We start from the raw sequence: 25,450 nt of genomic DNA on the forward strand, positions 1-25,450 counted from the left end.
TCCGATCCTGCAAGAGACTTTCCGCAACGTACAGACGAGCTGTACGCTACAGCACTTTCCTTAAAACTTCATGTTAGTGATCAGGCGCGGAAATCAAGAGAGCGTGCGCGCCTCTTCCGGCAGCATGATCGGGATCCCGTCGCGGATCGGATAGGCGAGCTTCGCCTGCCGGCTGATGAGCTCCTGCTTTTCTGCGTCGTACTCCAGCGGCGCCTTCGTCAGCGGGCAGACGAGCAGTTCGAGCAGCTTGGGATCGATTCTGGTCGGCGAAGCGGCTTCTGCTTGTGAATTCTGATGGCTCATGCTTGTGCTCTCCTGCGCGCCTGCTGCGCGGATTTTCATGCGGGAGTAAGCAGGATCGGCGCGTGCCGTCAACAATTACCGTCCCTGTCTTACTGCGCCGTGTCACTGCAATGTGGTGTCGGGCGCGTCGCCGGAGCGCGCCAGCTCGATTTCCGTGATCGCCACGAGCGTGTCGGCGCGCGCCTTCAGATCCGGGGCTTCGAGCAACGCCTGCTTTTCGCGCACGCCGTACGGGCTCATCATCGACAGGGCGTTGACGAGCGCCTCGTTCGACGCCTCCTCGATGCTTTTCCAGTCGATTCGCAGGTCCTTCGCTTCCGCGAAGCGGTGCAGCACGTCGATCACCGCCTGGCGGTCGACCTCATCCTCGCCGGCGCGGGCGTTGAAGTCCTCCCGATAGGGCTCGTAGTCGACGCGCGCCTGCCGGTAGGGCGTCAGCACCGGCAGTTCCTCGATCAGGCGGAAGCGGGAAATCCCCGTCAGGGACACGAGATAACGGCCGTATTCCACCTCGACGAATTGTGTGATGCGCCCCGCGCATCCCACCTTGTAGAGTGGCGGCACGTCGACGTCGGCGGCTTCTGCGTCGGGCTGGACGATACCGATCACGCGCTTGCTGCCGATCACATCGTCCACCATGGCGAGGTAGCGCGGCTCGAAGACGTTGAGCGGCAGTTGCCCGCGCGGAAGCAGCAACGCCCCGGCGAGCGGGAAAAGAGGGATCACGCCGGGGCAATCGGCCGCGGACCAATGGACCGGATTCGAACGCTGCACAGGGTTCATGGCCACCTCCCATGGTGCTTTCGCGGCAGGAGCGGATACCGCATTCCAGCCCGAAAACGCATCAGATCCAAAAAGCTCGCGTCGAACGCCGGAAGCCGGCGTCAAACGCGAGGCCGGAGCAATCCGGAGGCTTCGGCGAGAAGCGGGAATGCTCCGGCCGGCTTGCGGCCGGGCCCTCCGAAGGTCCCCTACGAGAACAGCACCGACGAAAGCCGCCGCCGCCCGAGGACGGACGCCGGATCGGTCGGCCCCCAGGCCTCGAAGAACTGCAGAAGCTGCTTGCGCGCGCTGTCGTCGTTCCAGCCGCGATCGCGGCGCACGAGTTCGATGAGCTGCAGCGCCGCCTCCTCGCGCCGGTTCCGGCCGTTGAGCGCCAGCGCGAGGTCGAAGCGAGCCTGATGGTCGTCCGGAGAGGCGGCGACGCGCTGCTCCAGTTCCCGGACGTCGCCCAGGCCCTCCGCCTGCGCGGCCAGCTCCAGCGCGGCGCGGGCGGCGGAAATATGGGGATCGTTCGTCTTGTCGGCGGGTACCATGTCCAGAAAGCGCTGCGCGCCCTCCAGATCGCCCAGCGTCACGTGCAGGCGCGCCAGCGCGCCGATGGCGCGGGTGCTCTCAGGCGTCTGCGCCAACACGGCCGCATAGATTTCGGCCGCGCCCGAGACATCTCCGGCCGCCGCCCTGGCGTCCGCTTCGTCGAGCAGGGCGTCTGCGCCGCCAAGCGGCCCGACCAGGCGTTCAATGAAGGACTTGACCTGGCTTTCAGGCAGCACGCCGACGAAGCCGTCGACGGGCTGGCCCTTCTGGAACGCGATGACGGCCGGAATGGACTGGATGCCGAGCTGCCCGGGAATTTCGGGATGATCGTCGATGTTCAGCTTGACGAGCCTGACACGTCCCTGCGCCGCCTTGACCGTCTTTTCGATGATCGGCGTGAGTTGCCGGCACGGGCCGCACCACGGCGCCCAGAAATCGACCAGAACCGGCTGGCTCATGGACTCGGCGATCACGTCCTGGCGAAAATCGCGCGTGGTCGTATCCTTGACCAGAGCAGCGGACGGAGACTGTGTTTCGGCAACCATAACGTTCCCCTTCGACGATCCTCGATGATGACGGCAAACCCGGCAGACAGGCGAAACTCTTTAGCGCACCAATCCATGCTCGAAAAGAAGTCCTTCGTCGCCGGAAGGCGCCGGAGACCGTCCCGAAAGAGCGCCCCGCCCTGCCGCCTCCGCGAAACCCTTCGCCGGGAACGCATCCCGACGCCTGGAAAATGGGGTCCTTGCTTTCCGAGCGCAATCTCTATCGCGCTCATCGCCGTCGTTTCCGTGCGCGGTCCGTACCCTGCCCCGCCGAGGTGGAACGATGGCGAATTATGTTATATTAGACGACCGAGTTGGTGCGGGGGCGGAAAGGAATAATGCCATGACACAGACGAGCGGCCGGATTTTCGACGATTTTGCACGCCTCATCACCGATGCCGCCGGCTTGGCTGACGGCGCGCGGCGCGAGGTGGAAACGGCGGCGCGCGTGCAGGCGGAGCGTCTTCTGCGGTCCCTCGACGTCGTCTCCCGCGAGGAATTCGAGGCTGCGCGCGAGATCGCCATCGCGGCACGCGAGGAAAACGAGAGGCTCCTCGCCCGTATCGAAGCCCTTGAGGCGCGTCTGGCTGGTCCGGAAGATGTGCGGCAGAATGCCGCATCCGAGGATGCTGCCACTACGTCTCCATAATGTACTGACAACCGTAACGTCGCGGGCGTTCTCACGTTTCATGGGAACGGGCGGCAGGGTTGCATTTTCTTTTTGCCGGCTTATTCTGAATGTTTGTGAAAAATACGGGTGTGGAAACCTGTCGGGGGCCCATTGTGGGAGACGAGCGAATCCCTGACGATGATCCTGCATTGCATGCAATGCTCTTCGTTGGTATCTCCCTTGATTATAAGGGTGATTCGCCATGGATGTACTGCTGCGGCACGTCCTGAACACAGGATCGGATGCATATGAGCAGATTGAGGTACAACCGGAAGGTGCCCTGTGGCGACAGGGCGAATGTCTTCTTTTTTCCACCGTCCCGCAATATCGATGGCGTGCGCCCTGCTTGCCCGCACGGCCCATCGTATTTTGTTTCAGTGCGAGCCGAGGGATCGGCGAGGGAACGATATGACACATCTCGACTTTGAAATCGTCCCCGAGCGGGACGAGCACCCGCTGGATGTCGTGGAGCGTTATGCGTCGATGAACGACTGGACGTTTGATCGCGCCGACGACAACGAGATGTCGGTCTCGATCACGAGCGGCTGGGCAGATTATCATATCGCCTTTACCTGGATTGAGGAAATGGAGGCGTTGCACCTTGCCTGTGCCTTCGACCTCAAGGTGCAGGAGCGTCAACGGCCCGAAATGCTCAAGCTGATCTCGCTCATCAACGAACAGTTGTGGGTCGGGCATTTCGACCTGTGGACGCGGGAGAACGTCGTCATGTTCCGCCACGCGCTTCTGCTGTCGGGCGGCGTGGAACCGACTCGCAACCAGTGCGAGACGATGCTGCAGGTGGCGGTGGAGACGTGCGAGCGTTATTATCAGGCGTTCCAGTTCGTGCTCTGGGCCGGCAAGAGCGCGCACGAGGCGCTGGAAGGTGTGCTGTTCGAGACGGAGGGCGAGGCCTGAGCGCCTGGCTCCGGCTGTTTTCCAGGACTGGCTACAAACGAGGGATGATGAGATGACGACGGGAGTGCAGACTGTGCAGCGGTTTTCCGACATTCTGGAAAGCCCGCCGCCCGATGCCGCGCTTCCGCTGTCGCTCGTTCTGGTTGGCGCGGGCAAGATGGGCGGAGCCCTGCTCGACGGCTGGCTGAAATCCGGCCTCGATCCCGTCCGGGTGACGATCATCGATCCCCACCCCTCCGCCGATATCGTGCGGATCGCGGCAGAGCGCGGCATCGGCCTCAATCCCGCCTCCGGGGATATCGGCGCGCCGGAGGTTCTGGTGCTGGCGGTGAAGCCGCAGTTCCTGGACGAGATCGCGCCCGATCTTGCACGGCTTGCGGCGCCGGGCACTTTGGTTCTGTCGATTCTCGCCGGCAAGACGCTGGATAATCTCTCGCAGCGGCTTCCCGGCACGCGCGCCATCGTCCGGGCGATGCCCAACCTGCCTGCCTCCATCGGCCGCGGCATCACCGGCGTCGTCGCCGCTCCGGGGACGAGCGAGGCGCAGCGCGCCACGGCAACGGTGTTGCTGTCGGGAGCCGGCGCCGTCGAATGGCTCGATGACGAAAGCCTGATCGACGCCCTCACCGGCGTTTCGGGATCGGGACCGGCCTACGTGTTTTATCTCGTCGAGGCGCTGGCAGAGGCTGGCGTGGCGGCCGGCCTTCCGGCGGCGCTTTCGCAGCGGCTGGCGCGCGCCACGGTGACGGGCGCCGGCGCGCTGCTCGACCAATCCCCGCTATCAGCGGCCGAGCTGCGCGAGGCCGTGACCTCGAAGGGGGGCACCACGGCAGCAGCGCTTGCGGTGCTGAGCGGCGAGAACGGCATCGGCCCGATCGTCACGCAGGCCGTGGCCGCCGCCAGGCGAAGGGCCGGCGAGCTTTCCGGCTGACCCGGGCGCGGCTCATACGGGCACGCGGATCGTTGCCCGCAGCCCGCCCATGGGGCTGTCGGAGAGGATGACGTTGCCGCCGTGCGAGCGGGCGATGTCGCGGGCGATGGCAAGGCCAAGCCCGGTGCCGCCGTCGTCGACGTTACGCGCGGAATCGAGACGCACGAACGCCTTGAACGCCTCCTCCCGCAGCTCGGGGGGGATGCCGGGGCCGTCGTCGTCGACCGTGATCGCGAGCCAGCGCGGCAGGCGGGTCGCCGCGATGCTGACGCGGGTACCGTAGCGCACGGCGTTGGCGACGAGATTGCCGACGAGGCGCTGGAAGGCGAAGGGACGCACCGTCACCGTCATGTCGCCGGATGCCCCGATCGTCACCTCGCGCCCTTGACGGGCATAGTCCGCGCGCAGGCTTTCCAGAATGGCGCGGATATCTGTAGGCGCCGCCTGCTCCCCGGTGTCGCCGCGCGCGAAGGCGAGATAGGCTTCGAGCATCCGCTCCATCTCGTCGACATCCTTGCGCAGATCCTCGATGTCCGGGTCGTCCGCCATCAGCGCCAGCGACAGCCTGAAGCGCGTGAGGATCGTACGCAGGTCGTGGCTGACGCCGTTGAGCATGGTGGTGCGTTGCTCCATCGCCCGTTCGATGCGCCGTTTCATCTCAAGGAACGCGACGCCGGCCCGCCGTACCTCGCGCGCGCCCCGCGGGCGGAAATCCACCTCGCGCCCCTTGCCGAAGGATTCAGCCGCGTCCGCCAGCCTTAGGATGGGGCGTATCTGGTTGATCTGGAACAGCACCGCGATCGTCACCAGCACCAGCGAGGTGCCGAGCATCCAGATCAGGAAGATATGCGAGTTCGACGCATAGGCGAGGCTGCGCCGCGCGAAGACGCGCATCACCGTATCGTCGTCGAGCTTGATGCGGATTTCGAGGACATTGGAACGCCCTACCGTGTCGATCCAGAAGGGCCGGCCCACCTGCTTGCGGATTTCGTCGCTCAGCACTTCGTCGAGAATGGAGAAGAACGGTTTCGGCCCCGGCTGCGGCAACTCCGTGCCGGGCATGAACTCGATATCGAGCCCGAGCCGCTCGACGGCAATGCGGACGAGGTCTTCCGCGTTATTGGGTTGCGGATAGGTGTCGTAGATGTCGATCAGCGCGGCGATGTCGGCGCTCACCGCCGACGACAGCCGGCGCGTCACGAGTTGCCAGTGGCGTTCCAGGAACACATAGGCCACCACCGACTGCAGGATCACAATCGGCGCGATGATGATGATCAGCGAGCGGACGAACAGGCCCTTGGGCATGGCGCTGCCCAGCCAGCGCGCCAGCCGCCGTGGGCCGGTGAACAGGCGCCGTGCGATCCCTCTTCTTTCTTCCGTCGCGCCCGCGCTGCTCATGGCCGCCTAGCCGTCGATCAGCAGGCGATAGCCGACGCCGCGCACGGTCTGCAGATAGACGGGATTGGCAGGATCGCGCTCGATCTTGCGGCGCAACCGGTTGATTTGGACATCGACATTGCGGTCACTGGCAAGTCCCCCGGCTGCGACCGGTGCGTTGCCCGCGAGTTCCTCGCGCGGCACCTGCCCGCCCGCCGCCTCGCCCAGAATGGTGAGAATTTCCCGCTCCCGCTCCGTGATGCGCACGATCTCGTCGTCGTGGCGCAACTCCCCGCGATCGAAGCGGAAGACGAAGCCGCCGAACCGGATCACCTCCGGCAGGGTGCGGGCGGGCGCCTGCGCCTCTCCCGCCGCCGTGTTGCGCCGGATGATGTTGCTGAGGCGCAGCAGAAGCTCGCGCGGCTCGAAGGGCTTGCCGAGATAGTCGTCCGCGCCGATCTCCAGCCCCTTCACACGGTCTACGCCATCCGTGCGCGCCGTCAGCATCAGGATGGGCACGGACGACGTCTTGCGCCAGCGCTGGGCGAAATCGAAGCCGTTCTCGCCGGGCATCATGACGTCGAGCACCAGCGCGTCGAAGACAAGATGGCTAAGCGTCGATTCGGCAACCGCCGCACTCGGCGCGACGGTGACGCGAAAGCCGTTGTCGGTGAGGAAACGTGACAGCAGCGCCCGCAGCCGCCGGTCGTCATCCACGACGAGGATATGCGGCGCGTCGTCCGGCAGCCCGCCCGCGCCCCGCCTTGCGGAGCTTGCTGTTTCCGTGGTGTCCGCTTCCACTTCCGTCATGGCCTGCTACTCCGCGTCATGTCCGTCCGTCGCCGGTTCCGTCCACACGAGACGCGCCACATGCGCGTGGTCGTCCGGATCGATCATGGCGAACAGAAACGCCGTCACTTTGGCCCGCACGTCCGGCTCTGTCCCTGCGAGCGCGCGCGCGATGCGACCGAGCTGCGGCTTCGTCAGGTCTAGCGACAACGCGCGCCCCTTGTCGGTCGGAAACAGCAATCGCTGCCGCCTGTCCACCGTGCCGGTACGTTGCACGATGTAGCCTTTCTCGACAAGGTCCTTCAGAATCGGATTGAGGCTCTGCTTCGTGATGCCCAGGATATCGAGCATTTCGGCGATCGTCATGCCCGGCTGGCGCTCCACGAAGTGCAGCACGCGGTGATGCGCCCGGCCGAAACCGTATTGCGTCAGCAGCCGATCGGGGTCGCTGACGAAGTCCCGATAGGCGAAGAAGAGCAGCTCGACGATGTCGTTTCCCGGCCGCCCGGCCGTATCGTCCGCGCCGGCACTGCCGGACTCGGGAAGCGACGAAAAGGCCGCGGGGCTGGTTCGCGGCGAACTGGCGATACTCACAGGACATTCCCCGGATTGCATCTGATGAGAATTTGTGCAGTCATGATACGAGAGGAGAACGGAAAAAAGTTATCACGCAATTTACGTCAGGCTTATTGACATATTTCAGGAACATCGTTACCCGTCAAGTGGGTTCCGCGAAAGGAAATAACACGGAGCGGCCCTCGCACGGCGACATTGCCCGCCGTCACGACCGTCGCGGCCCGCGTCCTGATTCCCGAACCAGTCTCAAGGAGCTTTTCGGAGTAGTTCTATGTCGGTCACACCGCATGATAAAAAAGAAAATGTCGTCTGGTACGATGGCAAGCTCGTGCCGTTGAGCGAGGCAACGGTTCCCGTGCTCACACACGGCTTGCATTATGCTTCCGCCGTTTTCGAGGGCGAGCGCGCCTACGGCGGCGTCATCTTCAAGTCGCGCGAGCATACCGAGCGCCTGAAAAAATCCGGTGAGTTGCTCGACTTCGAGATTCCCTACAGCGTCGATGAAATCGAAGCCGCCAAGGCTCTGGTGCTGAAGGAAAACGGCTTCGTGGATGCCTACGTTCGCCCCATCGCGTGGCGCGGCGCGGAGGCGCTCGGGGTTTCGGCACCGAAGAACACCATTCATCTCGCCATCGCCGCCTGGGTGTGGCCGAGCTACTTCACGCACGAGGAACGGCTGAAGGGCATCCGCCTCGATATCGCCGAATACCGCCGTCCGGACCCCGCGACCGCGCCGTCGACTGCCAAGGCGGCGGGCCTTTACATGATCTGCACGATCTCCAAGCACAAGGCGGAACGCAAGGGCTATTCGGACGCCATGATGCTCGACTGGCGCGGGCGGGTGGCCGAATGCACCGGCGCCAACATCTTCTTCGTCAAAGACGGCGAACTGCACACGCCGGCGCCCGAAGGCTTTCTGAACGGCATCACCCGGCAGACAGTTATCGAACTGGCGAAGAAGCGCGGTATCCCGGTCATCGAGCGTACCATCATGCCTGAGGAACTCTCCGGCTTCACGGAAAGCTTCGTCACCGGCACGGCTGCCGAGGTCACGCCGGTTTCCGAGATCGGTCCGCACCACTTCACGCCTGCTGACATCACCAAGACGCTGCTGACAGACTACGACAACCTCGTGCACGCGGCGAAGAACGCCGCCTGAGCGAGGGCCTGACGATAGGCGACCCCGCGCCGGAATCGGCGTGGGGCCTTTTCTGTCAATATCTTGCGAAATATTTCTCTACCAACTTCCGATGACCGGGGCGGTCTGCGACAGACGATCCTGCCGATCGTTCGGATCTATCCGGCGTCTCTCAGCGCGGCCACTATCGCATGGCGGCGGCGAGAGCTATCGCGTTGTCTCCCCGCCCTATCTTGCCTGGCACAAGAGCGCCGCGAGCGTGACGCGGACCGTTCCGTCCGTGCCTTGACCGTGCAGGCGTGGGGTAACATATTGGGCGGACAATAAAATCGAGAATCGCATGCACCTCCCCACCGTTCCGGATGAAGCCCGCCGTTACCGGATCGTCAGTGCGGAGAAGGCGCGCGGCGCGACCTACACACCGGAGCGGTTGGCGCGGTTCGTGGCGGAGAAGATCGCCGACAATGCCAATATCGGCGGCCGGACGTCCCTCACCATTCTCGACCCCGCGATCGGCGACGGCGCACTCATCCTCGCGTTGCTCGGCGTGCTGCGGGACAGGTGCGACGCGGCCCTCGACATTCGCGGCTTCGATACCGATGCGACGGCGCTGGATGTGGCCGCGCGGCGCATCCGGGCGGCGTTTCCCGATGCTGATGTTCAGCTCACTCGGGGCAGCTTTCTCGATTTTGTGCTGGAGACGCGCGGCAGCGGGGCGCCTGGGTTCGATCTTATCATCGCCAATCCGCCCTACGTCCGCACGCAGATCATGGGCGCGGCCGTTGCGCGGCGGCTGGCCTCGGCATTCGGCCTTGCGGGGCGCGTCGACCTCTATCACGCATTCCTGCTCGGCATGGCGCAGGTACTGACCCCGGACGGCGTGGCGGGCATCATCGTATCGAACCGCTTCATGACGACACGCGGCGGCGGCACCGTGCGCGCGGCCCTGCGCAGCCGCTTCAGCCTCCGGCATATATGGGACCTGGGCGACACCCGGCTTTTCAGCGCGGCGGTGCTGCCCGCCGTCATCGTCGCGCGCGGCACGGCCGCGCCGCTGTCCGGCGCGCCGCTATTCTCCTCCATCTACAACGTGACTGAAGCTGCGACGGCGCGGGCGCCCGACGCCGTTGCCGCGCTCGACTGCGACGGTGTCGTCGCCATCGACGACGGCCGGCGGTTCCGCGTCCGGCACGGCAGGCTGGATACTGCCGGCACGGCGCGGGATGTCTGGCGGCTTGCGTCCGGCGCGGCGGACGAATGGCTTGCCACGGTGGACCGCCATACGTGGAAACGATTCGGCGGCATCGGCAGAATCCGCGTCGGCGTGAAGACATGCTGCGACCGGGTGTTCATCCGCCATGACTGGGACGAGGCCCTCGGCGCGGACAGGCCGGAACTGCTGCGTCCCCTCACCACCCACCACGCGGCTGGCCGCTTTCGTGCCGTTCTGCCGGACAAGGCCCGCGCCATCCTCTATCCGCACGAGGTCGCGCAGGGACAAAGGCGCCCTGTTCCGCTCGACGGGTTTCCGAAAAGCCGCGCCTATCTCGAAGCCCACCGTACCATCCTTGAGCGCCGTACCTATGTGACGGAAGCGGGGCGACAGTGGTATGAGCTGTGGGTGCCGCATGACCCGCGAGCATGGGCCGCGCCCAAGCTCGTGTTCCGGGATATCGCCGAGCGCCCGGCCTTCTGGATCGATCTCGACGGGACGGTTGTCAACGGCGACTGTTATTGGCTCGCGACAGACGAAGAACAGACGGATCTGCTGTGGCTTGCCGCCGCCGTCGCGAACTCGACCTTTGCCGAGGCGTTCTACGATCGCCGCTTCAACAACCGGCTCTATGCCGGGCGGCGGCGCTTCATCACGCAATACGTCGAGCAGTTTCCGCTGCCTGACCCTTCCCTGCCGTCCGTATGTGAGATCATCGCCCGCGCCAAGGCGATCTATGACGCCGACCATGCCGCCCAGCTGCCGGCGCTGGAGGCGGAACTGGACGATCTGGTCTGGCAGGCGTTCGGGCTGGCGCGGTAACGAATCCTAGAGTGCGTAACGGTCAGATGGAATCATCTGATCGTTCAGAATTCGCTCAAGATCAGGAGCCTGGATCGCGTCATCGTTTCTGCGGAATGCTGACATGATCGCCAACAGCCTCAAGAGGCCGGAGACGGCGCGCAGAATAGCTGGTGCATGGTCGACATGAAGGCGCGCACGCGCGGGTCGGCCAGGTGGTAGAACACCTCCCGGCCTTCCTTGCGGCCCTCGATCAGCCCTGCCGTACGCAGTTCCGCCAGCTGCTGGGACAATCCCGGCTGGCGAATGCCGAGCAAGTCCTCCAGTTGGCGCACCGACAACTCGCCATCCACCAGCGCACAGGCCACGAGCAGGCGATCCGGGTTCGACAGTTTCTTGAGAAACTGCGAGGCCTCCCCCACACTCGCGCGCAGCGCCACGACCGCAGGAGAGAGTTCGCCGGAAAGGACGGATGCGTTGCCAGTCAACGATGGTTCCCGATCAGTTGCGCGGCCCTTTCACCGGGCAGCTTGAAATCCCGAACAGCGTGTAGAGCGGGCAGGTGCGGAACAGGCCCGTCGCCAGCGGCACCAGACCGACCAGCCCCCACCAGCGCGCGCTGCCCTCCAGAATGAACACGAGCGACAAGATAGCAATTCCCGCGACGATACGCAGGATGCGATCAATACCACCAACATTGCCAGTCATGGAACCCTCCTCCGGAAACAAGCATGCCCCGCAGCGGATGAACCGGTCCACGGGTGCAATCGTGTTAATTTCATAAATATTATTAGATAAAAATGCAATTATAATATCGAAATTTATTGCGGCCCGTTTCGCGTGGCGCCGGCCTCTTTGCTCGCTGTTTCAATTGAATGAACATAACAGGCAGAATGCGAAATTCGTGCCGTAAGCGCATGGTGCGGCGGCGGTCAGGGCGCGGAAAACAAAAGCGTGCAGCCACTGAGGATAGATTCATACCATCATCACGCAACCGTGACAAGTTCGTCGTGGATTTGTTATATCTGACAGAAGGCTCCGATGTTTCGGGCGGGATTGCCTGTCCCGCCCGCGCCTTGCATCACTTGGTCGTGTAGCCGCCGTTGACGAGGATCGTTTGGCCCGTCATCCACCAGCCTTCGGAGGCGAGGAAGCGGATGTAAGGAACGATGTCCTCAATGTCGGTCAGGCCGGTCTTCGAGAACGTCGACAGCGCTGCCGCCGTCTTGTGATAAGCCTGCGCCTCCGCGCTCTCCTGCCCGTAGAAGAACGGCGTATCCATGGGGCCGGGGCCGATGGCCGTCACGGAAATGCCGCGCTCGCCGAACTCCTTCGAGGCCGCGCGCGTAAAATGCTCCACCGGCGCCTTGGTGCCGGCATAACCCGCGTAGAAGGGCGTATAGGCGCCGAGCAGCGAAGTGACGAGCGTGATGATCTTGCCGTTGTCGTTGACGTGCCTGCCCGCTTCCTTCAGGAAGAAGAATGCGGACTTGGCGTTGATGTCGCTCAGGTCGTCGTATTCCGCTTCCGAAATCTCAAGGATCGGCTTCTTCAGCACCTTGCCGACGGTATTGATGGCGATGTCCGGGCGGCCGAGGGCGGCGACGGCTTCCGCGAACAGCTTTTCCACCGCGCCCGCGGTGGTGAGATTAGCCTGGAAGGCGGCGGCTTCCGCGCCCAGCGCCCGGACGGCGGCAACCGTTGCTTCCGCGTCGGGCCTGGCAGCGTCGCTGTGGTAGTGGATAGCGATCGCCTTCGCGCCCTGTTCGGCGAAATCGCGGGCGATGAGCCCGCCGAGGTTCTTGGCGCCGCCCGCGATGATGACGGTCTTGCCCTTGATGCTGTGGTCGATTTTTGCGTTGTTCCCGGTCACGGCATTGATCCTTTCGTCACGCGGCGCGCCCCGCGCCGCTTTCGGTCGGACACGATATCGTCTATGAGAAGCGCATAAAGGCGCTCATTCTGATTTCACCTGTCGGCTCATCCGATCAATCGGAGGCAATTCGCCGTGGACCGCATCGACCTGTTCCGCATCTTCGCCCGCGTGGTGGAGTGCTCCAGCTTCACGCGCGCGGCCGATACGCTGCGGCTGCCGCGGTCGTCGGTTTCCGCCGCCGTGCAGGAACTGGAGGGCCGGGTCGGCGCGCGGCTGCTGCACCGGACGACGCGCAAGGTATCGCCCACGCTGGACGGCGCGGCGTTCTACGAACGCTGCCTGCGCCTCATCGCCGATGTCGAGGAAACGGAAAGCCTGTTCCGGCAGACGGCGGCGCGCCCTTCGGGCAAACTCAGGATCGACGTGCCCGGGCGCATCGGCCGCCTGATCATCGCACCGGCGCTGCCAGGGTTTCTCGACCGCTATCCGGATATCGACATCGAACTCGGCGTGACCGACCGGGCGGTGGACCTCATTGAGGATCGCATCGATTGCGCGCTGCGCGTGGGGGCGCTGGAGGATTCGGGTCTGATCGCCCGCCCGCTTGGCGAGCTGCCGCTCATCAACGTCGCAAGCCCTGCCTATCTGGCGCGCCATGGCACGCCCTGCACGCTGGACGACCTGGTCGATGTTCATCAGGTGGTCCACTACGCCTCGCCGTCGACCGGGCGGGTCGAGGACTGGGAATGGATGGCCGACGGCGCGCGGCACACGCTGCGCCTGCGCGGGCGCGTCACCGTCAACAGCGCGGAAGCCTATATCGCCTGCTGCCTCGCGGGCCTCGGCCTCATCCAGATCCCGGCCTATGACGTGCGGGCGCCGATCGCCGCCGGCGAACTTGTGGAAGTGCTGGCATGCCACCGCGCGCCGCCCATGCCGATGACGCTGCTCTATCCTCACCGGGGGCATCTCTCCCGCCGCCTGCAGGTCTTCGCCGAGTGGCTGGAGAACCTGCTGGAGCGGGAGTTGCGGCCTTTCGCGTGAGTGCGCCGGAGGCGCTGCGTCACCCTGGCGGAGACAGGCTCCCTCAGGCCTTGCGCGGCCCGACCAGCGAGAAGACCGCGCCCTGCGGATCGCGGCCGATGACGATGAACTGTTCGCCGGGCACAGCGTGCGGACCGTGCAGCAGCGCGCCGCCGCCCGCCGTGATCCGGGAGATGGCGGCATCGATGTCGGGAACGCCGAAGTAGAATGCCCACACCGGGTGCGGCACCTCCGGCCCGGCGGGCGTCACCGCGCCGAAGCTGATGCCGTCACGGTCGAGAATCTGATAGACGCCCGCCTCGCCCATCGGCATGGCCTCGCCCTTCGTCCAGCCGAAATGCCGGGCATAGAACGCATAGGCAGCCTCGGGATCGGTGGTCGTCAACTCGTTCCACTGGCAATGGCCGGCGCGGTCCGGCGAAAAGGCCCGGCTCTCGCCGTCCATGGCGCCCTTCATGATGGTGAACACGGCGCCCTGCGGATCGGCGACCACCGCGAAACGCCCGACACCGGGAATGTCCGTCGGCGGCACGTGCTGGCGGCCACCGTCGGCGACGATGGCGGACGCCGTCGCGTCGACGTCGCCCACGCCGATGTAGCCTATCCAGCCGGGCGCGGCGTCGGGCGGGCATTCCTCGCCCTGCGGCAGGACCATGAGGCCGCCGACCTCCGTCTCGCCCGTCGAGAAGAGATGGTAGCCATCGGGATTTCCGGCATCGAAGGGCCGGCTGGACCAGCCAACGACATCGCCATAGAAGGCCCCGGCGGCCTTCACGTCGGTGGTCAGCAGTTCGTACCAGATGAAAGCGCCGTGCTGCGAAGTCATGGCCATCTCCTTAAACGTCGAGGATCGGCGCGAAGCCGCCGAAGATCATGCGTTTTCCGTCGAAGGGCATCTGGTCGCCCATCTCTTTCATGCGCGGGTCGGACATTATCCTGGCATTGGCGGCGTCACGAGCCTCCTTCGAGGGATACTCGATCCAACTGAAGACAACGACCTCGCCCTCCTCCGCCTTCACCGCACCGCGAAAATCCGTGATCTTGCCATCCGGCACGTCATCACCCCAGCATTCGACAACCCGCGTGGCGCCGAACTCCCTGAACAGCGGCGCGGCCTCCGCGGCGTGCTTGCGGTAAAGTTCCTTGTTGGCGACCGGTACGGCCGCAACAAATCCGTCGACATATTTCATTGCGTTTTCCCTCCGTTTATCCGGGCCGAACGGGCTTGCTACGCCCGATTTCCTTTTACGGACCGCGCGTTATTCCGCGCGCGAAGTGATGGTATGCCGCCCTCGCATGCCGTTCCGTTTGACGTTCCGATATTAATGTTGATATCAACGTTATTGCTCAACGAATGTCAACCCCGGACCATGAAACTCTTCATCGATCTTCCTTTCGAAACCACGCTCCTCGTCCGCGACACCTGTCTCTGCCTGCATACCCAGCGCGCTGCGCGGGCCCTCGCGCGTCGCTTCGACATTGCCCTGCGTCCCGTCGGTATCACCAGCGGCCAGTTCTCGCTGCTGATGTCGCTCAACCGGCCGCAGCCGCCGAACCTCGGCAGTGTCGCTTCCCTGCTGGCGATGGACCGCACCACGCTGACGGCGAATCTGAAGCCGTTGGAACGGCGCGGCCTCGTCGAGACGGAGGCGGACCCGAAAGACAGGCGTACCCGCCTGTTGCGCCTCACCCCGGCCGGACGGGCGGCCCTGCTGGAGGCCACGCCGATCTGGAAACAGACCCACGCCGACATCGAGGCGCATCTCCCCGACCCCGGCCGCCTGCGCGCCGAACTCGGCATCCTGTCGACGGCATGAGCGTGGCCTGCCGGCGGGTCAGAGTTCTATCTTCAGCTGCTCGATCATCTTGTCGCGCGCGAGCAGCGCGTTGCGGGTCTTGGCGGGCCGCGCCGCCGCGCAGGCGTTAATGAGGCACTCCGCCACCACCATGAAGGCACCGATGCTGTTCGAGATGAAGCTCGACTCGTGCCTCACCAGCAGTGCCGCGCGGGAACTGCCGACGAGCGGCGAACTCGCCCGATCCGTCAGCGCGACCGTCGCAATTCCGAGATCGTTGGCAACGGCCGCCACCTCGACGACCTGCGCCGAATAGGGCTCGCAACTGGCCGCCACGAGCACGTCGCCCTTGGACAGCATCGCGAGTCCTTCCGCGATGCCGAGGCTGTTGGCGTCCAGCAGGCTCACGTCCGAGCGGATCATGCGCAGCCCATACACGAGGAAGGCCGCCAGCGCGTGGAACTGGCGGATTCCGTAGACGGCGACACGTGGCGCCGAGTCGATCAGATCGACGGCGGCGTCGAACGCCGCCGGATCGAATTGCTCGATGAAGCGGTCGATGTTTGCCTGGTTCTCGCGGCAGAGCTGGACCGCGCGGGACTGGCTGCCACTCCGTCCGGTCAGCGCGCTTCGCGCCTGTCGCGAATAGAACTCGCCCGGCGCCGACATCGAGGCCGAAAGCAATACCTGCTGGAAGGCCGGGAATCCCGAATAGCCGAGGCTGTAGGCAAGGCGCGTCAGCGTGGAAGGGCTGACGCCCAGCACCTCCGCCAGCGCCGTGATCGACAGCAGCGCGGGGTTGCCCGTGAGGTCCAGGATGGCGCCGAGCGCCGCGCGCGCCTTGGCGCCGAGGTTGATCGGCGCTTCCCCGCGCGCGATGGCGAGCATCAGCGCGCGAAGCTCGGCAAGCGTCTCAGGTGGTCTGGCCGCGGCAGGTGGCGGCGCCGGTGCTGCTGTCATAGATGCTCCACTCGATCCCGTGCCGGGAAACACGAAGAATAGCGGTCGCAAGCGTGTTCTCGTCGTCCGGATCGTCGGCTGCGTCGCGGCGGATGGGCAGGCCGGGGCCGCCGGCGTCGCGCAGGATGGCAAGCGGATCGGCGACGCCGTCCGCCAGCAGAAAATCGCCGCGCGCCTGCCGGTCGGCGGAAGAGCGGGTGACGATCTGGCGGCCGAGCCCGCGCTCTTGATGCAGCGCGTGGTTTGCGTGGACAGCCGGCGCCGCGATCTCCCGTACCGACACTTCGCCCCCACCGAACTCTACCGAGAGGATGCGGCGGTCGGCCACGTGGCTCAAGGCGAAGTGAAACCCGCCGGAATTCGGGTGCGCCCGCAGGATGGCCAGCGCCTCGTCGAGGGTGGCGGTGGCCAGCACGGCCCGCCCCAGCACCATGCGAGGCACGTCCGCCTCGACGCCGGTCAGGCGGATGTTATTCACCGTCTGTGCCAGCCCGGCGTCCGTGAAAGCGAAGGTGTGGCCGGGGATCGATCCCGGATAGCAGAAGGCGTGGAATGCGGGCGCGGAAGCCGGCGTTACCTTGGCGATGAAGCAGGCGCCGCGGAGGAACGGCAGCCCGTCCTCGTTGTGCGCCAGCACGGGCGCTTCGCCCGGCAGCAGCACGGTGGTGCAGCCGTCGGGGACGGAGGCCAGCAGGTCTCCCCGGTAGTTCCACGCCGCCACCTGCTCCACCGGCAGGCCGAGACCTTCGGCCAGGCCCTCGATCTCCGCCCAGATCGCGGGAAAGCGCTCTCGCACCGTGAGCGTCATCCGCGCGGTGCGCGCCGCGTGCGCCTCGGCGGTGACGAGTTGCCAGATGCCGGAAGGGATCAGGCGGCCTTGTACCGCATCGCGCCCGGCGCGCCCCAGCGCAAGGCCGATCTCGCGCGGCCCGCCGCCGAGATCGATCCATCCGAGGTCTTTCGTGTTACTCGACATGTTGCAGGAAATCCCTCAATCGTTCGTTCGGCGGGTTCTCCAGTATCTCGCAGGGCGGCCCGTCGACCGATATCTTGCCGTGTTCCATGAAGATCAGCCGGGTGCCGACCTGCTTGGCGAAGGCCATCTCGTGCGTGACGACGATCATCGTCATGCCTTCCTGCGCCAGCTGGCGCATGACGTTCAGCACCTCCTGCTTCAGCTCCGGGTCGAGCGCCGAGGTGGGTTCGTCGAACAGCATAACCTTGGGCTTCACCGCGAGCGCCCGGGCAATGGCCACGCGCTGCTGCTGGCCGCCCGAAAGCTCGGACGGGTAGCGTTCGGCCTTGTCCTTGAGGCCCACCTTTTCCAGCAGCGCCAGCGCTTGCGCGCGCGCCTCGGCGGCGGAAACGCCGCGCACCTTGCGTGGGCCAAAGGCGATGTTCTCCAGCGCCGTCATCTGCGGAAACAGGTTGAACTGCTGGAAAACCATGCCGGCTTCCTGCCGGATGAGGCGAAGCTGTGCCTTGCCGGCGCGGACGCTGATGCCGTCCATGAAAAGGTCGCCGCCCGTTATCTGCTCCAGCCCGTTGATACAGCGCAGCAGCGTGGATTTGCCCGATCCAGAGGGGCCGATCAGGACCACGACCTCGCCGATGTCGATCGACAGATCGACCTCGTCCAGCACCTTGAGATCCCCGAACTGCTTCGAGGTCTTGCGAAATTCGACGATGCTCACAGGATCCTCATGCGTTTTTCGATGGTGCGGAGCACGATGGTCATGGCGCCGGTCAGGAACAGGTAGATCACCGCCACGGCCGTCCAGATTTCCACGGCGCGGAAGTTCGATGCCATGATCTCCTGCCCGGTGCGGGTGAGTTCGCCCACGCCGATCACGATGAACAGCGACGTGTCCTTGAGGCTGACGATGAACTGGTTGCCCAGCGGCGGGATCAGGCGGCGGAAAGCCAGCGGGCCGACGATGTAGGCCAGCACCTTCCACTGCGGCAGGCCGAGCGCGAGCCCCGCTTCAGTCAGCCCCTTCGAGATCGAGAGGAAGGCGCCGCGCACGATTTCGGCGATATAGGCGCCGGCATTGACGACGATCGCGAGAACAGCCGCCGACATCGGATCTATGCGCAGGCCAACCAGTATTGGCATCGCGAAATACAGGAACATGACCTGCACCACGATCGGCGTGCCGCGGATCAGTTCGACGTAGACGAAGGCGATGGTGTTCAGCACCGGTCCGCCATACGCGCGCATCAGGCCGGCGATCGTGCCGATGATCGTCCCGCCAAGGAGACCGATGACGGTGATTAGGATCGTGATCTTCGCGCCCGCGAGAAGCTGCGGAAGAAAGGTCAGGATGACGGACCAGTCGATTTGCAAGGAAGCCTCCGGCAACAGGAAGGAAGGGAGTGGCGGAAGGGCCGCGCCCTTCCGCCGGGCCGGGATCAGTTCGCGGGCTTCGCGCCGAACCACTTGGTGTAGATCGCCTCATAGCGGCCGTCGGCCTTGATCTTGGCCAGCGCCGCATTCACCTTCGTGGTGAGTTCACTGCCCTTGGGCAGGCCGATGCCGTACTGATGCGCCATCATCTGCGAGCCCACGGCCTTCACCTGGCCGTTGCCCGCCGTGGCGACGTAGTAGAGCACGTTCGGAGTGTCGTGCATCGCCGCGTCGACGCCGCCCGTGCGCACTTCCAGATAGGCGTTGTCGATGTTCGGGAACTTGCGCAGCTTGGTTTCCTTGAAGTTCTCTTCCGCGTAGTCGGAAGACGAGGTGCCGGTTTTCACCGCGATCGTCTTGCCCGCGAGATCGGCCGGCCCCTTGATCGGGCTGTCGCTGGGCACGATGAGCAGCAGGCCGCTGTCGTAGTAGCCGTCCGAGAAGTCGATCACCTGCTGGCGTTCCGGCTTGATGGTGATGCCCGCCAACGCTACGTCCACCTGCCCCGTCTGCAGCGCAGGGATGATGCCCGCGAAATCCATTGGGCGCAGTTCGTAGGTCACGCCAAGCTCCTTGGCGACGGCGTCCCACAAGTCGATATCGAATCCGACGTATTTATCCCCCTGTTTGAATTCGAACGGCACGAAGGCCGTGTCGGTGGCCACGATCAGGTCTTTGGCCGAAGCGACCGTCGCGCTGAGCGCGAGGACGGCGGCACCCACCAGCTTGAGAAGCGTCTTCATGGTGATCTCCTGCGTTGGACTTATTGGACCGGCCCTGTCGGGTGCGCCAGTCACGCAAAAAGATTTGCATATATGAAATCTTGATGCAATAAATTTGCGACAATGCGGATCGCGGCAGCCGTGCGGCGGCTTGCGTTCCTGAAGGAGATCGAGATGCCCAATCACGTTTTCGGCCGTTCCACCAAGGGGACCCTTCCCGTCGCCGTGCGGGGCGAAGGTTGTTATCTGATCGATGCAACCGGGAAGCGTTACCTGGACGGTTCCGGCGGAGCGGCGGTTTCGTGCCTCGGTCATTCCGATCCGGATGTGCGTGCGGCGCTGCATGCTCAGCTCGATCAGCTCGCCTTCGCCCATACCGGCTTCTTCACCTCCGTCCCGGCCGAGACCCTGGCCGACACGCTGGTCGCCAGCGCGCCGGCGGGCATCGAGCGCGTGTATCTGGTCTCCGGCGGTTCCGAGGCGGTGGAAGCGGCGATCAAGCTGGCGCGCCAGTATTTCATGGAGATCGGCGAGACCGGTCGTCATCGTGTGATCGCGCGGCGGCAGAGCTATCACGGCAACACGCTCGGCGCGCTGGCTGCCGGCGGCAACGAGTGGCGCCGCGCCCAGTTCGCACCGCTGCTGATCGAGACGAGCCACATCGCGCCCTGTTACGAATACCGCGACCGCCGGCCTGAGGAAACCGTGGAGGCCTACGGCTTGCGCGCCGCTGACGAGCTGGAGGCCGAAATCCTCCGCCTTGGGCCGGAGACCGTGATGGCCTTCATCGCCGAGCCGGTCGTCGGTGCGACCTCGGGCGCGGTTCCGGCCGTGCCGGGCTACCTGAAGCGCATCCGCGAAATCTGCGACCGCTACGGCGTGCTGCTGATCCTCGACGAGGTGATGTGCGGCATGGGCCGCACTGGCTATCTGTTCGCCTGCGAGGAAGACGGCGTCGCGCCGGACATGATCACCGTCGCCAAGGGGCTCGGCGCGGGCTACCAGCCGATTGGCGCACTGCTGGTGCAAGGGCGCATCTATGACGCCATCGCCGCGGGAAGCGGCTTCTTCCAGCACGGCCACACCTACATGGGCCATGCGATGGCGGCCGCGGCGGCGAATGCGGTGCTGGGCGCGATCTCCGGACGGGCACTGCTGCCGCGCGTGCGGACGCAGGGGGCGAAGCTGCAGGCTGCGCTGGAAGCCGCGCTCGGCCAGCATCCGAATGTCGGCGATATCCGCGGGCGCGGGCTGTTCCGTGGCGTCGAGATCGTCCGCGATCGCGAGACGAAGGAGCCGTTCGAGCCCGCGCTTGGCGTCAACAAGAAGATCAAGGCACTGGCCTTCGAGGCGGGGCTCATCTGCTACCCGATGGGCGGCACCATTGACGGGCGCCGGGGAGACCACGTGCTGCTCGCGCCGCCCTTTATCATAGAGGACGCGCAGATCGGCGAACTCGTCGACAAGCTCGACGGCGCCATCCGCGGGGCCGTGGGCGCATGAAGCCGCTGCCGGTGCTGATGGTCGCCCCGAACGGCGCGACAAAGACCAAGGCCGATCATCCCGCCCTGCCCGTCACCATCCCGGAAATCGTGGCATGCGCCCGCGCCTGCCACGCGGCGGGCGCTGACGGCCTGCACGCGCATGTGCGGGACGCGGCCGGCCGGCATGTGCTCGATGCGGGCCTTTACACGGAACTGCTGGGCGAACTGGCGCGGCAGGTGCCGCAGATGCAGGTGCAGATCACCACCGAGGCGGTGGGACGCTATTCGCCTGCGGACCAGCGCGCGCTGGTCGACAGGCTTCGCCCTGCCTCCGTATCCGTCGCGCTACGCGAGATCACGGCGGAGCCGGACGAGGCCGTTACGCGCGCCTTTTTCGCGCGTTGCGCGGAGTCGGGAATCGCGGTGCAGCATATTCTCTATGATGTCGACGACATCGCCCGGCTCGGTGCGCTGCTCGCCGGGGGCATCGTGCCGGTGGCCGGCCTTCAGGTGCTGCACGTGCTTGGCCGCTACACGCCCGGCCAGGTCTCCTCCCCGGACGAGGTTGCCGTGCGACTTGCTGCGCAGGCCGCTCTGGGCGTGACGCCGGACTGGGCGGTCTGTGCTTTCGGTCCGGCGGAAACCGCCTGCCTGCGGGCGGCGCTCAAGGCTGGCGGCAAGGCGCGTATCGGCTTCGAGAACAACCTGCTCAACGCCGATGGCCGGCCCGCCCGTGACAACGCCGACCGCGTCGCTGAACTCGTCGGCCTGATGCCGGATATTGTCGCAGGGCGCCGCACCGCCGGCGCATGACGCGCTTGAACAATATTGACGGCATCAAACCCAAAATGGATACCCTTTTTGGATAAATTTGATGCACAAACAAATGGATAGAGCAAAATAGCGATTCAGGTTTAATGCATTTTTCTCTGGTATATATCGACACCGACACGCGCGCGAGTTGCCGTCAGACAGAAGAATTCCGGACGCGGACCGCGACGACAGTGCAATGTTAACTATAGCGTAAACGCTGTCTGGCCTATGCTTATCGCTTGGTTGTGATTCGCATTGGAGAAAGTGACAAATGGGTGTCGGAAAAGAAACGGCCCTTACGCAAATTGACAGGATACTCCGCGTTGATGCCGATGATCTGGCCGGTACGATTGCCGGCGCCAGGTTCAACCAGTCGGGCAATCTCGATTCGGCGCTGATCGATCTGGCGAAGGTGGTCGTGCACCCGGTCGTGGGATTGTATCAGATCGCTTTCGGGCGGGTTCCGGACAGCGAGGGACTTGACTACTGGGTACACCGGTTCCTGGATGGCCACATCGTTCCCGATAGCCCGGAGACACTGAAGGCGATCTCCGCCGCGTTTACGGAAACCCCGGAGTGGAGCGATTTCGTCAGGGGCAAGAACAACGAAGGCGTCGTGATCGCTCTGTACCAGCAGGCGCTGGGGCGTGCGCCGGATGACGCAGGACTTGCCTATTGGGTCGGCGAGCTGGAAAGCGGTCGCTCGGCGGGCGATCTTCTGGTTGATTTCTCGTTGTCGCTTGAGTTTATCACGCGCGCGACGCCGTTTATCGAAGATCTGCTGGCGGACGCCGCGGCCGGCGTCGAGCCCGGGGGCAAGAACCCGCTGATCCCCGGCGGCACCGCGCCCGCAACGGAGGTGCCGGCGTTGCTGGCGGCCGATGTCGTGGCCGACCATATCGCGTCGATCCTGCGGCTGGCGCCTTCCGATTACCTCGTCCAGTCGTTCCAGAACCGCTACTACAGCGTTGGAGATTTGGACAGCGCCCTGCTGGACGTCGCCGCCGTGACCGTGGCGCCTGTGATCTCCCTCTACCAGATCGCGTTCAACCGGCTGCCCGATGAGGCGGGCCTCGACTTCTGGGTCGGCCAGCTCGGTGGCGGCGAACTTGGCGCCGTGGACGTGGCTAAACTCACCGCGATTTCCGAGGCGTTCGTCAACTCCGACGAATGGCGGCAGGAATATGCCGGCGACTCCACAACGGAACTCGTCACCTCGCTGTACCGGCAGGCGCTGGGGCGCGCGCCGGACGACGCAGGCCTCGCCTACTGGGTGGACCAGATCGATCACCACGGCCTCTCGCCGGCCCTGTTCCTGATCGATTTCTCGACGACGCCCGAGTTCGTGGGCCGTTCGGCGCGGCTGATCGATGGCACGCTGCAGGGCTCCGTTTCCGGCGTCATCGATGACAGCCGTTCGCTGTTCACACTTGATCTCGTCGATCTCGACAACGGCATCGGCAGCAGTGTGGGCAGCGTCGTCGGCAACGATATCGCGGACTGGGCCACGGACCGCCAGGCGTTGAAGGAAATCCGCACCGGCCAGACCACGGGCGATCACAGCAAGGTCGTCGAGTTCGTCGTGGATCGCGACGGGCCGACCGGCGCCGACAACTTTTACCGCTATCAGGGCGCCAAGTTGCACGACGCCGGCGCACCGGAAGGCAACGACGGCTATCTCGACCTGCATCACGGCGCCGAGTTCTCGTTCTCCTTCCACATCGAGGAATGGTGGGGCGGCGACGGCAAGCAGCAGTTGAGCGGCGCCTGGGTGCAGTTGCAGAACGAAGACAAGGATCTGGACTCTTCGGGCCTGTTCTCCATCGTCGAATACGTCGATCCCCAGGCCGCTGCGGCCCTCAATGTCAAGATCGGGGACGGCGATACGTTCAGCGGCGGATTCCGCTTCTGGAATTCGGATGTCGGCTGGGTGAAGTATGTTGAATACGACGCTTCCGGCTGGGTTTCGCTCTCCTTCGCGTTCACGGAAGGCGCGCACGTCTGGAAACTGAACGGCGAGGAAGTCTATCGCCAGACGGCGATCGGAGACAGCGGCAACGCGCTTCCGAATGCCGTCGACAAGACCGATGTCATCGAGACCGTGATCTTCAACAGCCAGAACTTCGGCGCTGACGAGACCTATCGCTATGACGACATCAAGCTGACGGGCGTATCCGCAAACCAGAACTTCTATCCGTTCGGCATCGACGACCTCGCGCCGGTCTGATCGCAGGCGGCGGTCTGTCTGCTCCGCTTCACCCTCGATGACGGCACCCGATCACCGGTCGGGTGCCGTTTTCATGGCGCATACGCCGACGACGCCGGCGGGTCATCGCTGCTTCCGCTCCGCGTTCTTCCCGTCCGCCGGCGGTTGCTCCCAGCCGAAGACGCTGCGGCCGCCGTAAGCATGCGAGCGCTGCCGCTCGCCCTCGATGAACTGTGGCAGCGTGGGGCCGCCGGCCGTCCGCTCCAGCCGCCGCGTCTGCTCGTCGAGGCGGCGGATGGCGTCGAGCTTTTCGTCGTTGCCCAGCTTCGCCCTGTCGACTGCGGCCTTCAGCACAGCGATGGTCTGGTCGTAGACCTTCGTTGCCACGGGATAGGGATGGCGGTCCTTGCCGCCGTGCGAGAGCGAGAAGCGCGCCGGATCGGCGAAACGGCAAGGCGCGCCGTGCACCACCTCCGCCACCATGGCGAGCGACTCGACCGTGCGGGCGCCGACGCCCGGCACGAGCAGAAGCTCGGCAAAATCCGCCGGGGCGCTGTCTGCGGCGGCGGCGAGCGCGCCATGCAGACGGCGGATCATCACGTCCTTCGGTCGCACATCGTGATGCGCCGGCATGACGAGATGCGGCAGGAAGGGGGCATCGGGCGGCGCTGCCCTGGCCGGCGTTCCCCTCAGGGCCGCCACCTCGCCGGCGATTCGGTCAGGCCCGAGATCGCGCAGCAGGTCGAGCTGTCCCTGGCGGGAGGCGGCGGCGCGCGCGTCCGTCAGGTTGACGATATTGCCCTGGTTGCGGCCCTCGATGGCCGCATGCGGCGCCTCGACGAAGCTCCGCAGGTCCTCGGAAAGCCAGTGGTAACGGCGCGCGTAGCGCGTGTCGCCGTTCATCCCCTGCTGGATGACCACCCACTTGCCGTCATCGGCGACAATGAAGCCGTGCAGGTAGAGGTCGAAACCGTCCTGCACGGCCGCGCTGTCGACCTTGGCGACTAGGCGGCTTGCCCTGGCCAGCGCCGCCCCATTGAGGCCGACGCGCTCGCCGATCGCCGCGAGTTCCTCTGGCGTCTTGCGGGAATGGCTGCCGCGCCCGCCGCAGACGTGGAGGCCGAGTTCGGCGGAAAGCGGCGGCAGGCCGCGCTTCAGCGCGCCGATGACGCTGGTGGTGATGCCGGACGAATGCCAGTCCATGCCCATCACGGCGCCGAAGGACTGGAACCAGAAGGGATGCGCCAGCCGCCGCAGAAACTCGTCGCGGCCGTAATGGTGCACGATCGCCTCCGCGATCACGGCGCCTAGCTTCGTCATTCTCTGGCCGAGCCATGCCGGCACGCGGCCATTGTGCAGGGGCAGGTCGGCGCTGCCGGCGCGACGGGCCATCGAATATCCTCGGCTATGAAACAGGAACGCATGCCGGAGTTGCAGACGGAACACTCAGTCCCGCCGCAGCTCTGGCCGCTTGTCAGCACATCGGATCGTGCTGAAAAATGCGCACGCTCTCCAGCCCGATATCGTAGCACCCGGCGCTGCCAGCCGCCACTGCCTGTTGTTCTCA

At 65.1% G+C, this 25,450-nt stretch carries 27 protein-coding genes; 10 read left to right on the forward strand and 17 right to left on the reverse strand.

Going from position 1 to position 25,450, the window contains the following annotated elements:
* Positions 1 to 93: 93 nt before the first annotated feature.
* The 3 genes from ACFFJ7_RS09400 to trxA all read right to left on the reverse strand — a co-directional run bounded on the left by ACFFJ7_RS09400 (position 94) and on the right by trxA (position 2,165).
* Positions 94 to 303 carry a Trm112 family protein gene (locus ACFFJ7_RS09400; protein WP_166953160.1) on the reverse strand — a complete coding sequence of 70 codons (210 nt, stop codon included), beginning with the start codon at positions 301 to 303 and terminating at the stop codon, positions 94 to 96.
* Between the two features lie 102 nt (positions 304 to 405).
* Complete coding sequence (locus tag ACFFJ7_RS09405; RefSeq protein WP_166953162.1) at positions 406 to 1,086, reverse strand: LON peptidase substrate-binding domain-containing protein; 681 nt, start codon at positions 1,084 to 1,086, stop codon at positions 406 to 408.
* Positions 1,087 to 1,274: 188 nt separating this feature from the next.
* Positions 1,275 to 2,165: a thioredoxin gene (gene trxA, locus ACFFJ7_RS09410; protein WP_166953164.1), complete on the reverse strand. Its 891-nt coding sequence runs from the start codon at positions 2,163 to 2,165 to the stop codon at positions 1,275 to 1,277.
* Between the two features lie 343 nt (positions 2,166 to 2,508).
* Between trxA and ACFFJ7_RS09415 the strand changes: the two genes are divergently transcribed.
* From ACFFJ7_RS09415 to proC, 3 genes are all read left to right on the forward strand, one after another.
* On the forward strand, positions 2,509 to 2,814 hold the full coding sequence (locus ACFFJ7_RS09415; RefSeq protein WP_377591934.1) for an accessory factor UbiK family protein: 306 nt from the start codon (positions 2,509 to 2,511) through the stop codon (positions 2,812 to 2,814).
* Between the two features lie 429 nt (positions 2,815 to 3,243).
* The gene (locus ACFFJ7_RS09420; protein ID WP_166953167.1) at positions 3,244 to 3,750 is read left to right on the forward strand and encodes a type III secretion system chaperone family protein; all 507 of its coding nucleotides are present in this window, start codon (positions 3,244 to 3,246) and stop codon (positions 3,748 to 3,750) included.
* Positions 3,751 to 3,802: 52 nt separating this feature from the next.
* On the forward strand, positions 3,803 to 4,681 hold the full coding sequence (gene proC / locus ACFFJ7_RS09425; protein ID WP_377591937.1) for a pyrroline-5-carboxylate reductase: 879 nt from the start codon (positions 3,803 to 3,805) through the stop codon (positions 4,679 to 4,681).
* A gap of 12 nt (positions 4,682 to 4,693) precedes the next feature.
* On the opposite strand, the gene ACFFJ7_RS09430 is transcribed toward proC, so the two are convergent.
* Genes ACFFJ7_RS09430 through ACFFJ7_RS09440 form a run of 3 tightly spaced genes read right to left on the reverse strand, consistent with a single transcriptional unit; the run spans position 4,694 to position 7,441 of the window.
* Complete coding sequence (locus tag ACFFJ7_RS09430; RefSeq protein ID WP_166953169.1) at positions 4,694 to 6,079, reverse strand: ATP-binding protein; 1,386 nt, start codon at positions 6,077 to 6,079, stop codon at positions 4,694 to 4,696.
* Positions 6,080 to 6,085: 6 nt separating this feature from the next.
* The gene (locus ACFFJ7_RS09435) at positions 6,086 to 6,868 is read right to left on the reverse strand and encodes a response regulator (protein ID WP_166953171.1); all 783 of its coding nucleotides are present in this window, start codon (positions 6,866 to 6,868) and stop codon (positions 6,086 to 6,088) included.
* 6 nt (positions 6,869 to 6,874) lie between these two features.
* On the reverse strand, positions 6,875 to 7,441 hold the full coding sequence (locus tag ACFFJ7_RS09440) for a MarR family winged helix-turn-helix transcriptional regulator (protein WP_343042564.1): 567 nt from the start codon (positions 7,439 to 7,441) through the stop codon (positions 6,875 to 6,877).
* Positions 7,442 to 7,694: 253 nt separating this feature from the next.
* Here ACFFJ7_RS09440 and ACFFJ7_RS09445 point away from each other — a divergent pair, with 253 nt between their 5' ends.
* Positions 7,695 to 8,582 (forward strand): branched-chain amino acid aminotransferase, encoded by an 888-nt coding sequence (locus ACFFJ7_RS09445; RefSeq protein WP_166953174.1) that lies wholly within the window; start codon positions 7,695 to 7,697, stop codon positions 8,580 to 8,582.
* 319 nt (positions 8,583 to 8,901) lie between these two features.
* On the forward strand, positions 8,902 to 10,596 hold the full coding sequence (locus ACFFJ7_RS09450; RefSeq protein WP_377591941.1) for an Eco57I restriction-modification methylase domain-containing protein: 1,695 nt from the start codon (positions 8,902 to 8,904) through the stop codon (positions 10,594 to 10,596).
* A gap of 119 nt (positions 10,597 to 10,715) precedes the next feature.
* Here the strand turns inward: ACFFJ7_RS09450 and ACFFJ7_RS09455 are convergent, their stop codons facing one another.
* The 3 genes from ACFFJ7_RS09455 to ACFFJ7_RS09465 all read right to left on the reverse strand — a co-directional run bounded on the left by ACFFJ7_RS09455 (position 10,716) and on the right by ACFFJ7_RS09465 (position 12,427).
* Positions 10,716 to 11,009, reverse strand: coding sequence for an ArsR/SmtB family transcription factor (locus ACFFJ7_RS09455; RefSeq protein WP_166953431.1), 294 nt, complete (start codon positions 11,007 to 11,009; stop codon positions 10,716 to 10,718).
* 67 nt (positions 11,010 to 11,076) lie between these two features.
* Positions 11,077 to 11,283, reverse strand: a complete 207-nt coding sequence (locus ACFFJ7_RS09460) for a YgaP family membrane protein (protein ID WP_166953178.1) — start codon at positions 11,281 to 11,283, stop codon at positions 11,077 to 11,079.
* 373 nt (positions 11,284 to 11,656) lie between these two features.
* Complete coding sequence (locus tag ACFFJ7_RS09465; RefSeq protein ID WP_166953433.1) at positions 11,657 to 12,427, reverse strand: SDR family oxidoreductase; 771 nt, start codon at positions 12,425 to 12,427, stop codon at positions 11,657 to 11,659.
* A 156-nt stretch (positions 12,428 to 12,583) separates the two neighbouring features.
* Here ACFFJ7_RS09465 and ACFFJ7_RS09470 point away from each other — a divergent pair, with 156 nt between their 5' ends.
* Positions 12,584 to 13,495 carry a LysR substrate-binding domain-containing protein gene (locus tag ACFFJ7_RS09470; RefSeq protein ID WP_166953180.1) on the forward strand — a complete coding sequence of 304 codons (912 nt, stop codon included), beginning with the start codon at positions 12,584 to 12,586 and terminating at the stop codon, positions 13,493 to 13,495.
* Between the two features lie 43 nt (positions 13,496 to 13,538).
* On the opposite strand, the gene ACFFJ7_RS09475 is transcribed toward ACFFJ7_RS09470, so the two are convergent.
* Entirely contained in the window at positions 13,539 to 14,321 is a 783-nt protein-coding gene (locus tag ACFFJ7_RS09475) for a VOC family protein (protein WP_377591944.1), read from the reverse strand.
* 10 nt (positions 14,322 to 14,331) lie between these two features.
* Positions 14,332 to 14,685, reverse strand: coding sequence for a DUF1428 domain-containing protein (locus ACFFJ7_RS09480; RefSeq protein WP_166953184.1), 354 nt, complete (start codon positions 14,683 to 14,685; stop codon positions 14,332 to 14,334).
* A gap of 180 nt (positions 14,686 to 14,865) precedes the next feature.
* Here ACFFJ7_RS09480 and ACFFJ7_RS09485 point away from each other — a divergent pair, with 180 nt between their 5' ends.
* Positions 14,866 to 15,312 (forward strand): MarR family winged helix-turn-helix transcriptional regulator, encoded by a 447-nt coding sequence (locus ACFFJ7_RS09485; protein ID WP_166953186.1) that lies wholly within the window; start codon positions 14,866 to 14,868, stop codon positions 15,310 to 15,312.
* An 18-nt stretch (positions 15,313 to 15,330) separates the two neighbouring features.
* Here the strand turns inward: ACFFJ7_RS09485 and ACFFJ7_RS09490 are convergent, their stop codons facing one another.
* The 5 genes from ACFFJ7_RS09490 to glnH form a co-directional block, all read right to left on the reverse strand.
* Complete coding sequence (locus ACFFJ7_RS09490) at positions 15,331 to 16,251, reverse strand: MurR/RpiR family transcriptional regulator (protein ID WP_377591947.1); 921 nt, start codon at positions 16,249 to 16,251, stop codon at positions 15,331 to 15,333.
* Positions 16,205 to 17,227: a C45 family autoproteolytic acyltransferase/hydrolase gene (locus tag ACFFJ7_RS09495; RefSeq protein ID WP_377591948.1), complete on the reverse strand. Its 1,023-nt coding sequence runs from the start codon at positions 17,225 to 17,227 to the stop codon at positions 16,205 to 16,207. Before ACFFJ7_RS09495 ends, ACFFJ7_RS09490 begins: the two co-directional genes overlap by 47 nt.
* The gene (gene glnQ / locus ACFFJ7_RS09500; RefSeq protein ID WP_377591949.1) at positions 17,217 to 17,945 is read right to left on the reverse strand and encodes a glutamine ABC transporter ATP-binding protein GlnQ; all 729 of its coding nucleotides are present in this window, start codon (positions 17,943 to 17,945) and stop codon (positions 17,217 to 17,219) included. Before glnQ ends, ACFFJ7_RS09495 begins: the two co-directional genes overlap by 11 nt.
* Positions 17,942 to 18,598: a glutamine ABC transporter permease GlnP gene (gene glnP / locus ACFFJ7_RS09505; RefSeq protein ID WP_377591950.1), complete on the reverse strand. Its 657-nt coding sequence runs from the start codon at positions 18,596 to 18,598 to the stop codon at positions 17,942 to 17,944. The genes glnQ and glnP overlap by 4 nt, the downstream gene beginning before the upstream one ends.
* Before the next feature lie 65 nt (positions 18,599 to 18,663).
* Positions 18,664 to 19,401 (reverse strand): glutamine ABC transporter substrate-binding protein GlnH, encoded by a 738-nt coding sequence (glnH, locus tag ACFFJ7_RS09510; protein ID WP_166953196.1) that lies wholly within the window; start codon positions 19,399 to 19,401, stop codon positions 18,664 to 18,666.
* A 153-nt stretch (positions 19,402 to 19,554) separates the two neighbouring features.
* On the opposite strand from glnH, the gene ACFFJ7_RS09515 reads away from it, so the two are divergent.
* From ACFFJ7_RS09515 to ACFFJ7_RS09525, 3 genes are all read left to right on the forward strand, one after another.
* Positions 19,555 to 20,883, forward strand: a complete 1,329-nt coding sequence (locus ACFFJ7_RS09515) for an aspartate aminotransferase family protein (protein WP_377591951.1) — start codon at positions 19,555 to 19,557, stop codon at positions 20,881 to 20,883.
* The gene (locus ACFFJ7_RS09520; RefSeq protein WP_377591952.1) at positions 20,880 to 21,677 is read left to right on the forward strand and encodes a beta-keto acid cleavage family enzyme; all 798 of its coding nucleotides are present in this window, start codon (positions 20,880 to 20,882) and stop codon (positions 21,675 to 21,677) included. The genes ACFFJ7_RS09515 and ACFFJ7_RS09520 overlap by 4 nt, the downstream gene beginning before the upstream one ends.
* 271 nt (positions 21,678 to 21,948) lie before the next feature.
* Complete coding sequence (locus tag ACFFJ7_RS09525; RefSeq protein WP_377591954.1) at positions 21,949 to 23,904, forward strand: DUF4214 domain-containing protein; 1,956 nt, start codon at positions 21,949 to 21,951, stop codon at positions 23,902 to 23,904.
* A gap of 102 nt (positions 23,905 to 24,006) precedes the next feature.
* Here the strand turns inward: ACFFJ7_RS09525 and ACFFJ7_RS09530 are convergent, their stop codons facing one another.
* Positions 24,007 to 25,275 carry a DUF763 domain-containing protein gene (locus tag ACFFJ7_RS09530; protein WP_377591955.1) on the reverse strand — a complete coding sequence of 423 codons (1,269 nt, stop codon included), beginning with the start codon at positions 25,273 to 25,275 and terminating at the stop codon, positions 24,007 to 24,009.
* Positions 25,276 to 25,450 lie beyond the last annotated feature (175 nt).

Origin of the sequence: Pseudochelatococcus lubricantis (assembly GCF_042432495.1) — a bacterium.
GTDB classification, from domain to species: domain Bacteria; phylum Pseudomonadota; class Alphaproteobacteria; order Rhizobiales; family Beijerinckiaceae; genus Pseudochelatococcus; species Pseudochelatococcus lubricantis.

Excerpts from the sequence above, each read along its gene's own strand:
- ACFFJ7_RS09400 (WP_166953160.1), bottom strand. The coding sequence starts at position 303 with ATGAGCCATCAGAATTCACAAGCAGAAGCCGCTTCGCCGACCAGAATC.
- ACFFJ7_RS09405 (WP_166953162.1), bottom strand. The coding sequence starts at position 1,086 with ATGAACCCTGTGCAGCGTTCGAATCCGGTCCATTGGTCCGCGGCCGAT.
- trxA (WP_166953164.1), bottom strand. The coding sequence starts at position 2,165 with ATGGTTGCCGAAACACAGTCTCCGTCCGCTGCTCTGGTCAAGGATACG.
- ACFFJ7_RS09415 (WP_377591934.1), top strand. The coding sequence starts at position 2,509 with ATGACACAGACGAGCGGCCGGATTTTCGACGATTTTGCACGCCTCATC.
- ACFFJ7_RS09420 (WP_166953167.1), top strand. The coding sequence starts at position 3,244 with ATGACACATCTCGACTTTGAAATCGTCCCCGAGCGGGACGAGCACCCG.
- proC (WP_377591937.1), top strand. The coding sequence starts at position 3,803 with ATGACGACGGGAGTGCAGACTGTGCAGCGGTTTTCCGACATTCTGGAA.
- ACFFJ7_RS09430 (WP_166953169.1), bottom strand. The coding sequence starts at position 6,079 with ATGAGCAGCGCGGGCGCGACGGAAGAAAGAAGAGGGATCGCACGGCGC.
- ACFFJ7_RS09435 (WP_166953171.1), bottom strand. The coding sequence starts at position 6,868 with ATGACGGAAGTGGAAGCGGACACCACGGAAACAGCAAGCTCCGCAAGG.
- ACFFJ7_RS09445 (WP_166953174.1), top strand. The coding sequence starts at position 7,695 with ATGTCGGTCACACCGCATGATAAAAAAGAAAATGTCGTCTGGTACGAT.
- ACFFJ7_RS09450 (WP_377591941.1), top strand. The coding sequence starts at position 8,902 with ATGCACCTCCCCACCGTTCCGGATGAAGCCCGCCGTTACCGGATCGTC.
- ACFFJ7_RS09460 (WP_166953178.1), bottom strand. The coding sequence starts at position 11,283 with ATGACTGGCAATGTTGGTGGTATTGATCGCATCCTGCGTATCGTCGCG.
- ACFFJ7_RS09475 (WP_377591944.1), bottom strand. The coding sequence starts at position 14,321 with ATGACTTCGCAGCACGGCGCTTTCATCTGGTACGAACTGCTGACCACC.
- ACFFJ7_RS09480 (WP_166953184.1), bottom strand. The coding sequence starts at position 14,685 with ATGAAATATGTCGACGGATTTGTTGCGGCCGTACCGGTCGCCAACAAG.
- ACFFJ7_RS09485 (WP_166953186.1), top strand. The coding sequence starts at position 14,866 with ATGAAACTCTTCATCGATCTTCCTTTCGAAACCACGCTCCTCGTCCGC.
- ACFFJ7_RS09490 (WP_377591947.1), bottom strand. The coding sequence starts at position 16,251 with ATGACAGCAGCACCGGCGCCGCCACCTGCCGCGGCCAGACCACCTGAG.
- ACFFJ7_RS09495 (WP_377591948.1), bottom strand. The coding sequence starts at position 17,227 with ATGTCGAGTAACACGAAAGACCTCGGATGGATCGATCTCGGCGGCGGG.
- glnH (WP_166953196.1), bottom strand. The coding sequence starts at position 19,401 with ATGAAGACGCTTCTCAAGCTGGTGGGTGCCGCCGTCCTCGCGCTCAGC.
- ACFFJ7_RS09515 (WP_377591951.1), top strand. The coding sequence starts at position 19,555 with ATGCCCAATCACGTTTTCGGCCGTTCCACCAAGGGGACCCTTCCCGTC.
- ACFFJ7_RS09520 (WP_377591952.1), top strand. The coding sequence starts at position 20,880 with ATGAAGCCGCTGCCGGTGCTGATGGTCGCCCCGAACGGCGCGACAAAG.
- ACFFJ7_RS09525 (WP_377591954.1), top strand. The coding sequence starts at position 21,949 with ATGGGTGTCGGAAAAGAAACGGCCCTTACGCAAATTGACAGGATACTC.
- ACFFJ7_RS09530 (WP_377591955.1), bottom strand. The coding sequence starts at position 25,275 with ATGGCCCGTCGCGCCGGCAGCGCCGACCTGCCCCTGCACAATGGCCGC.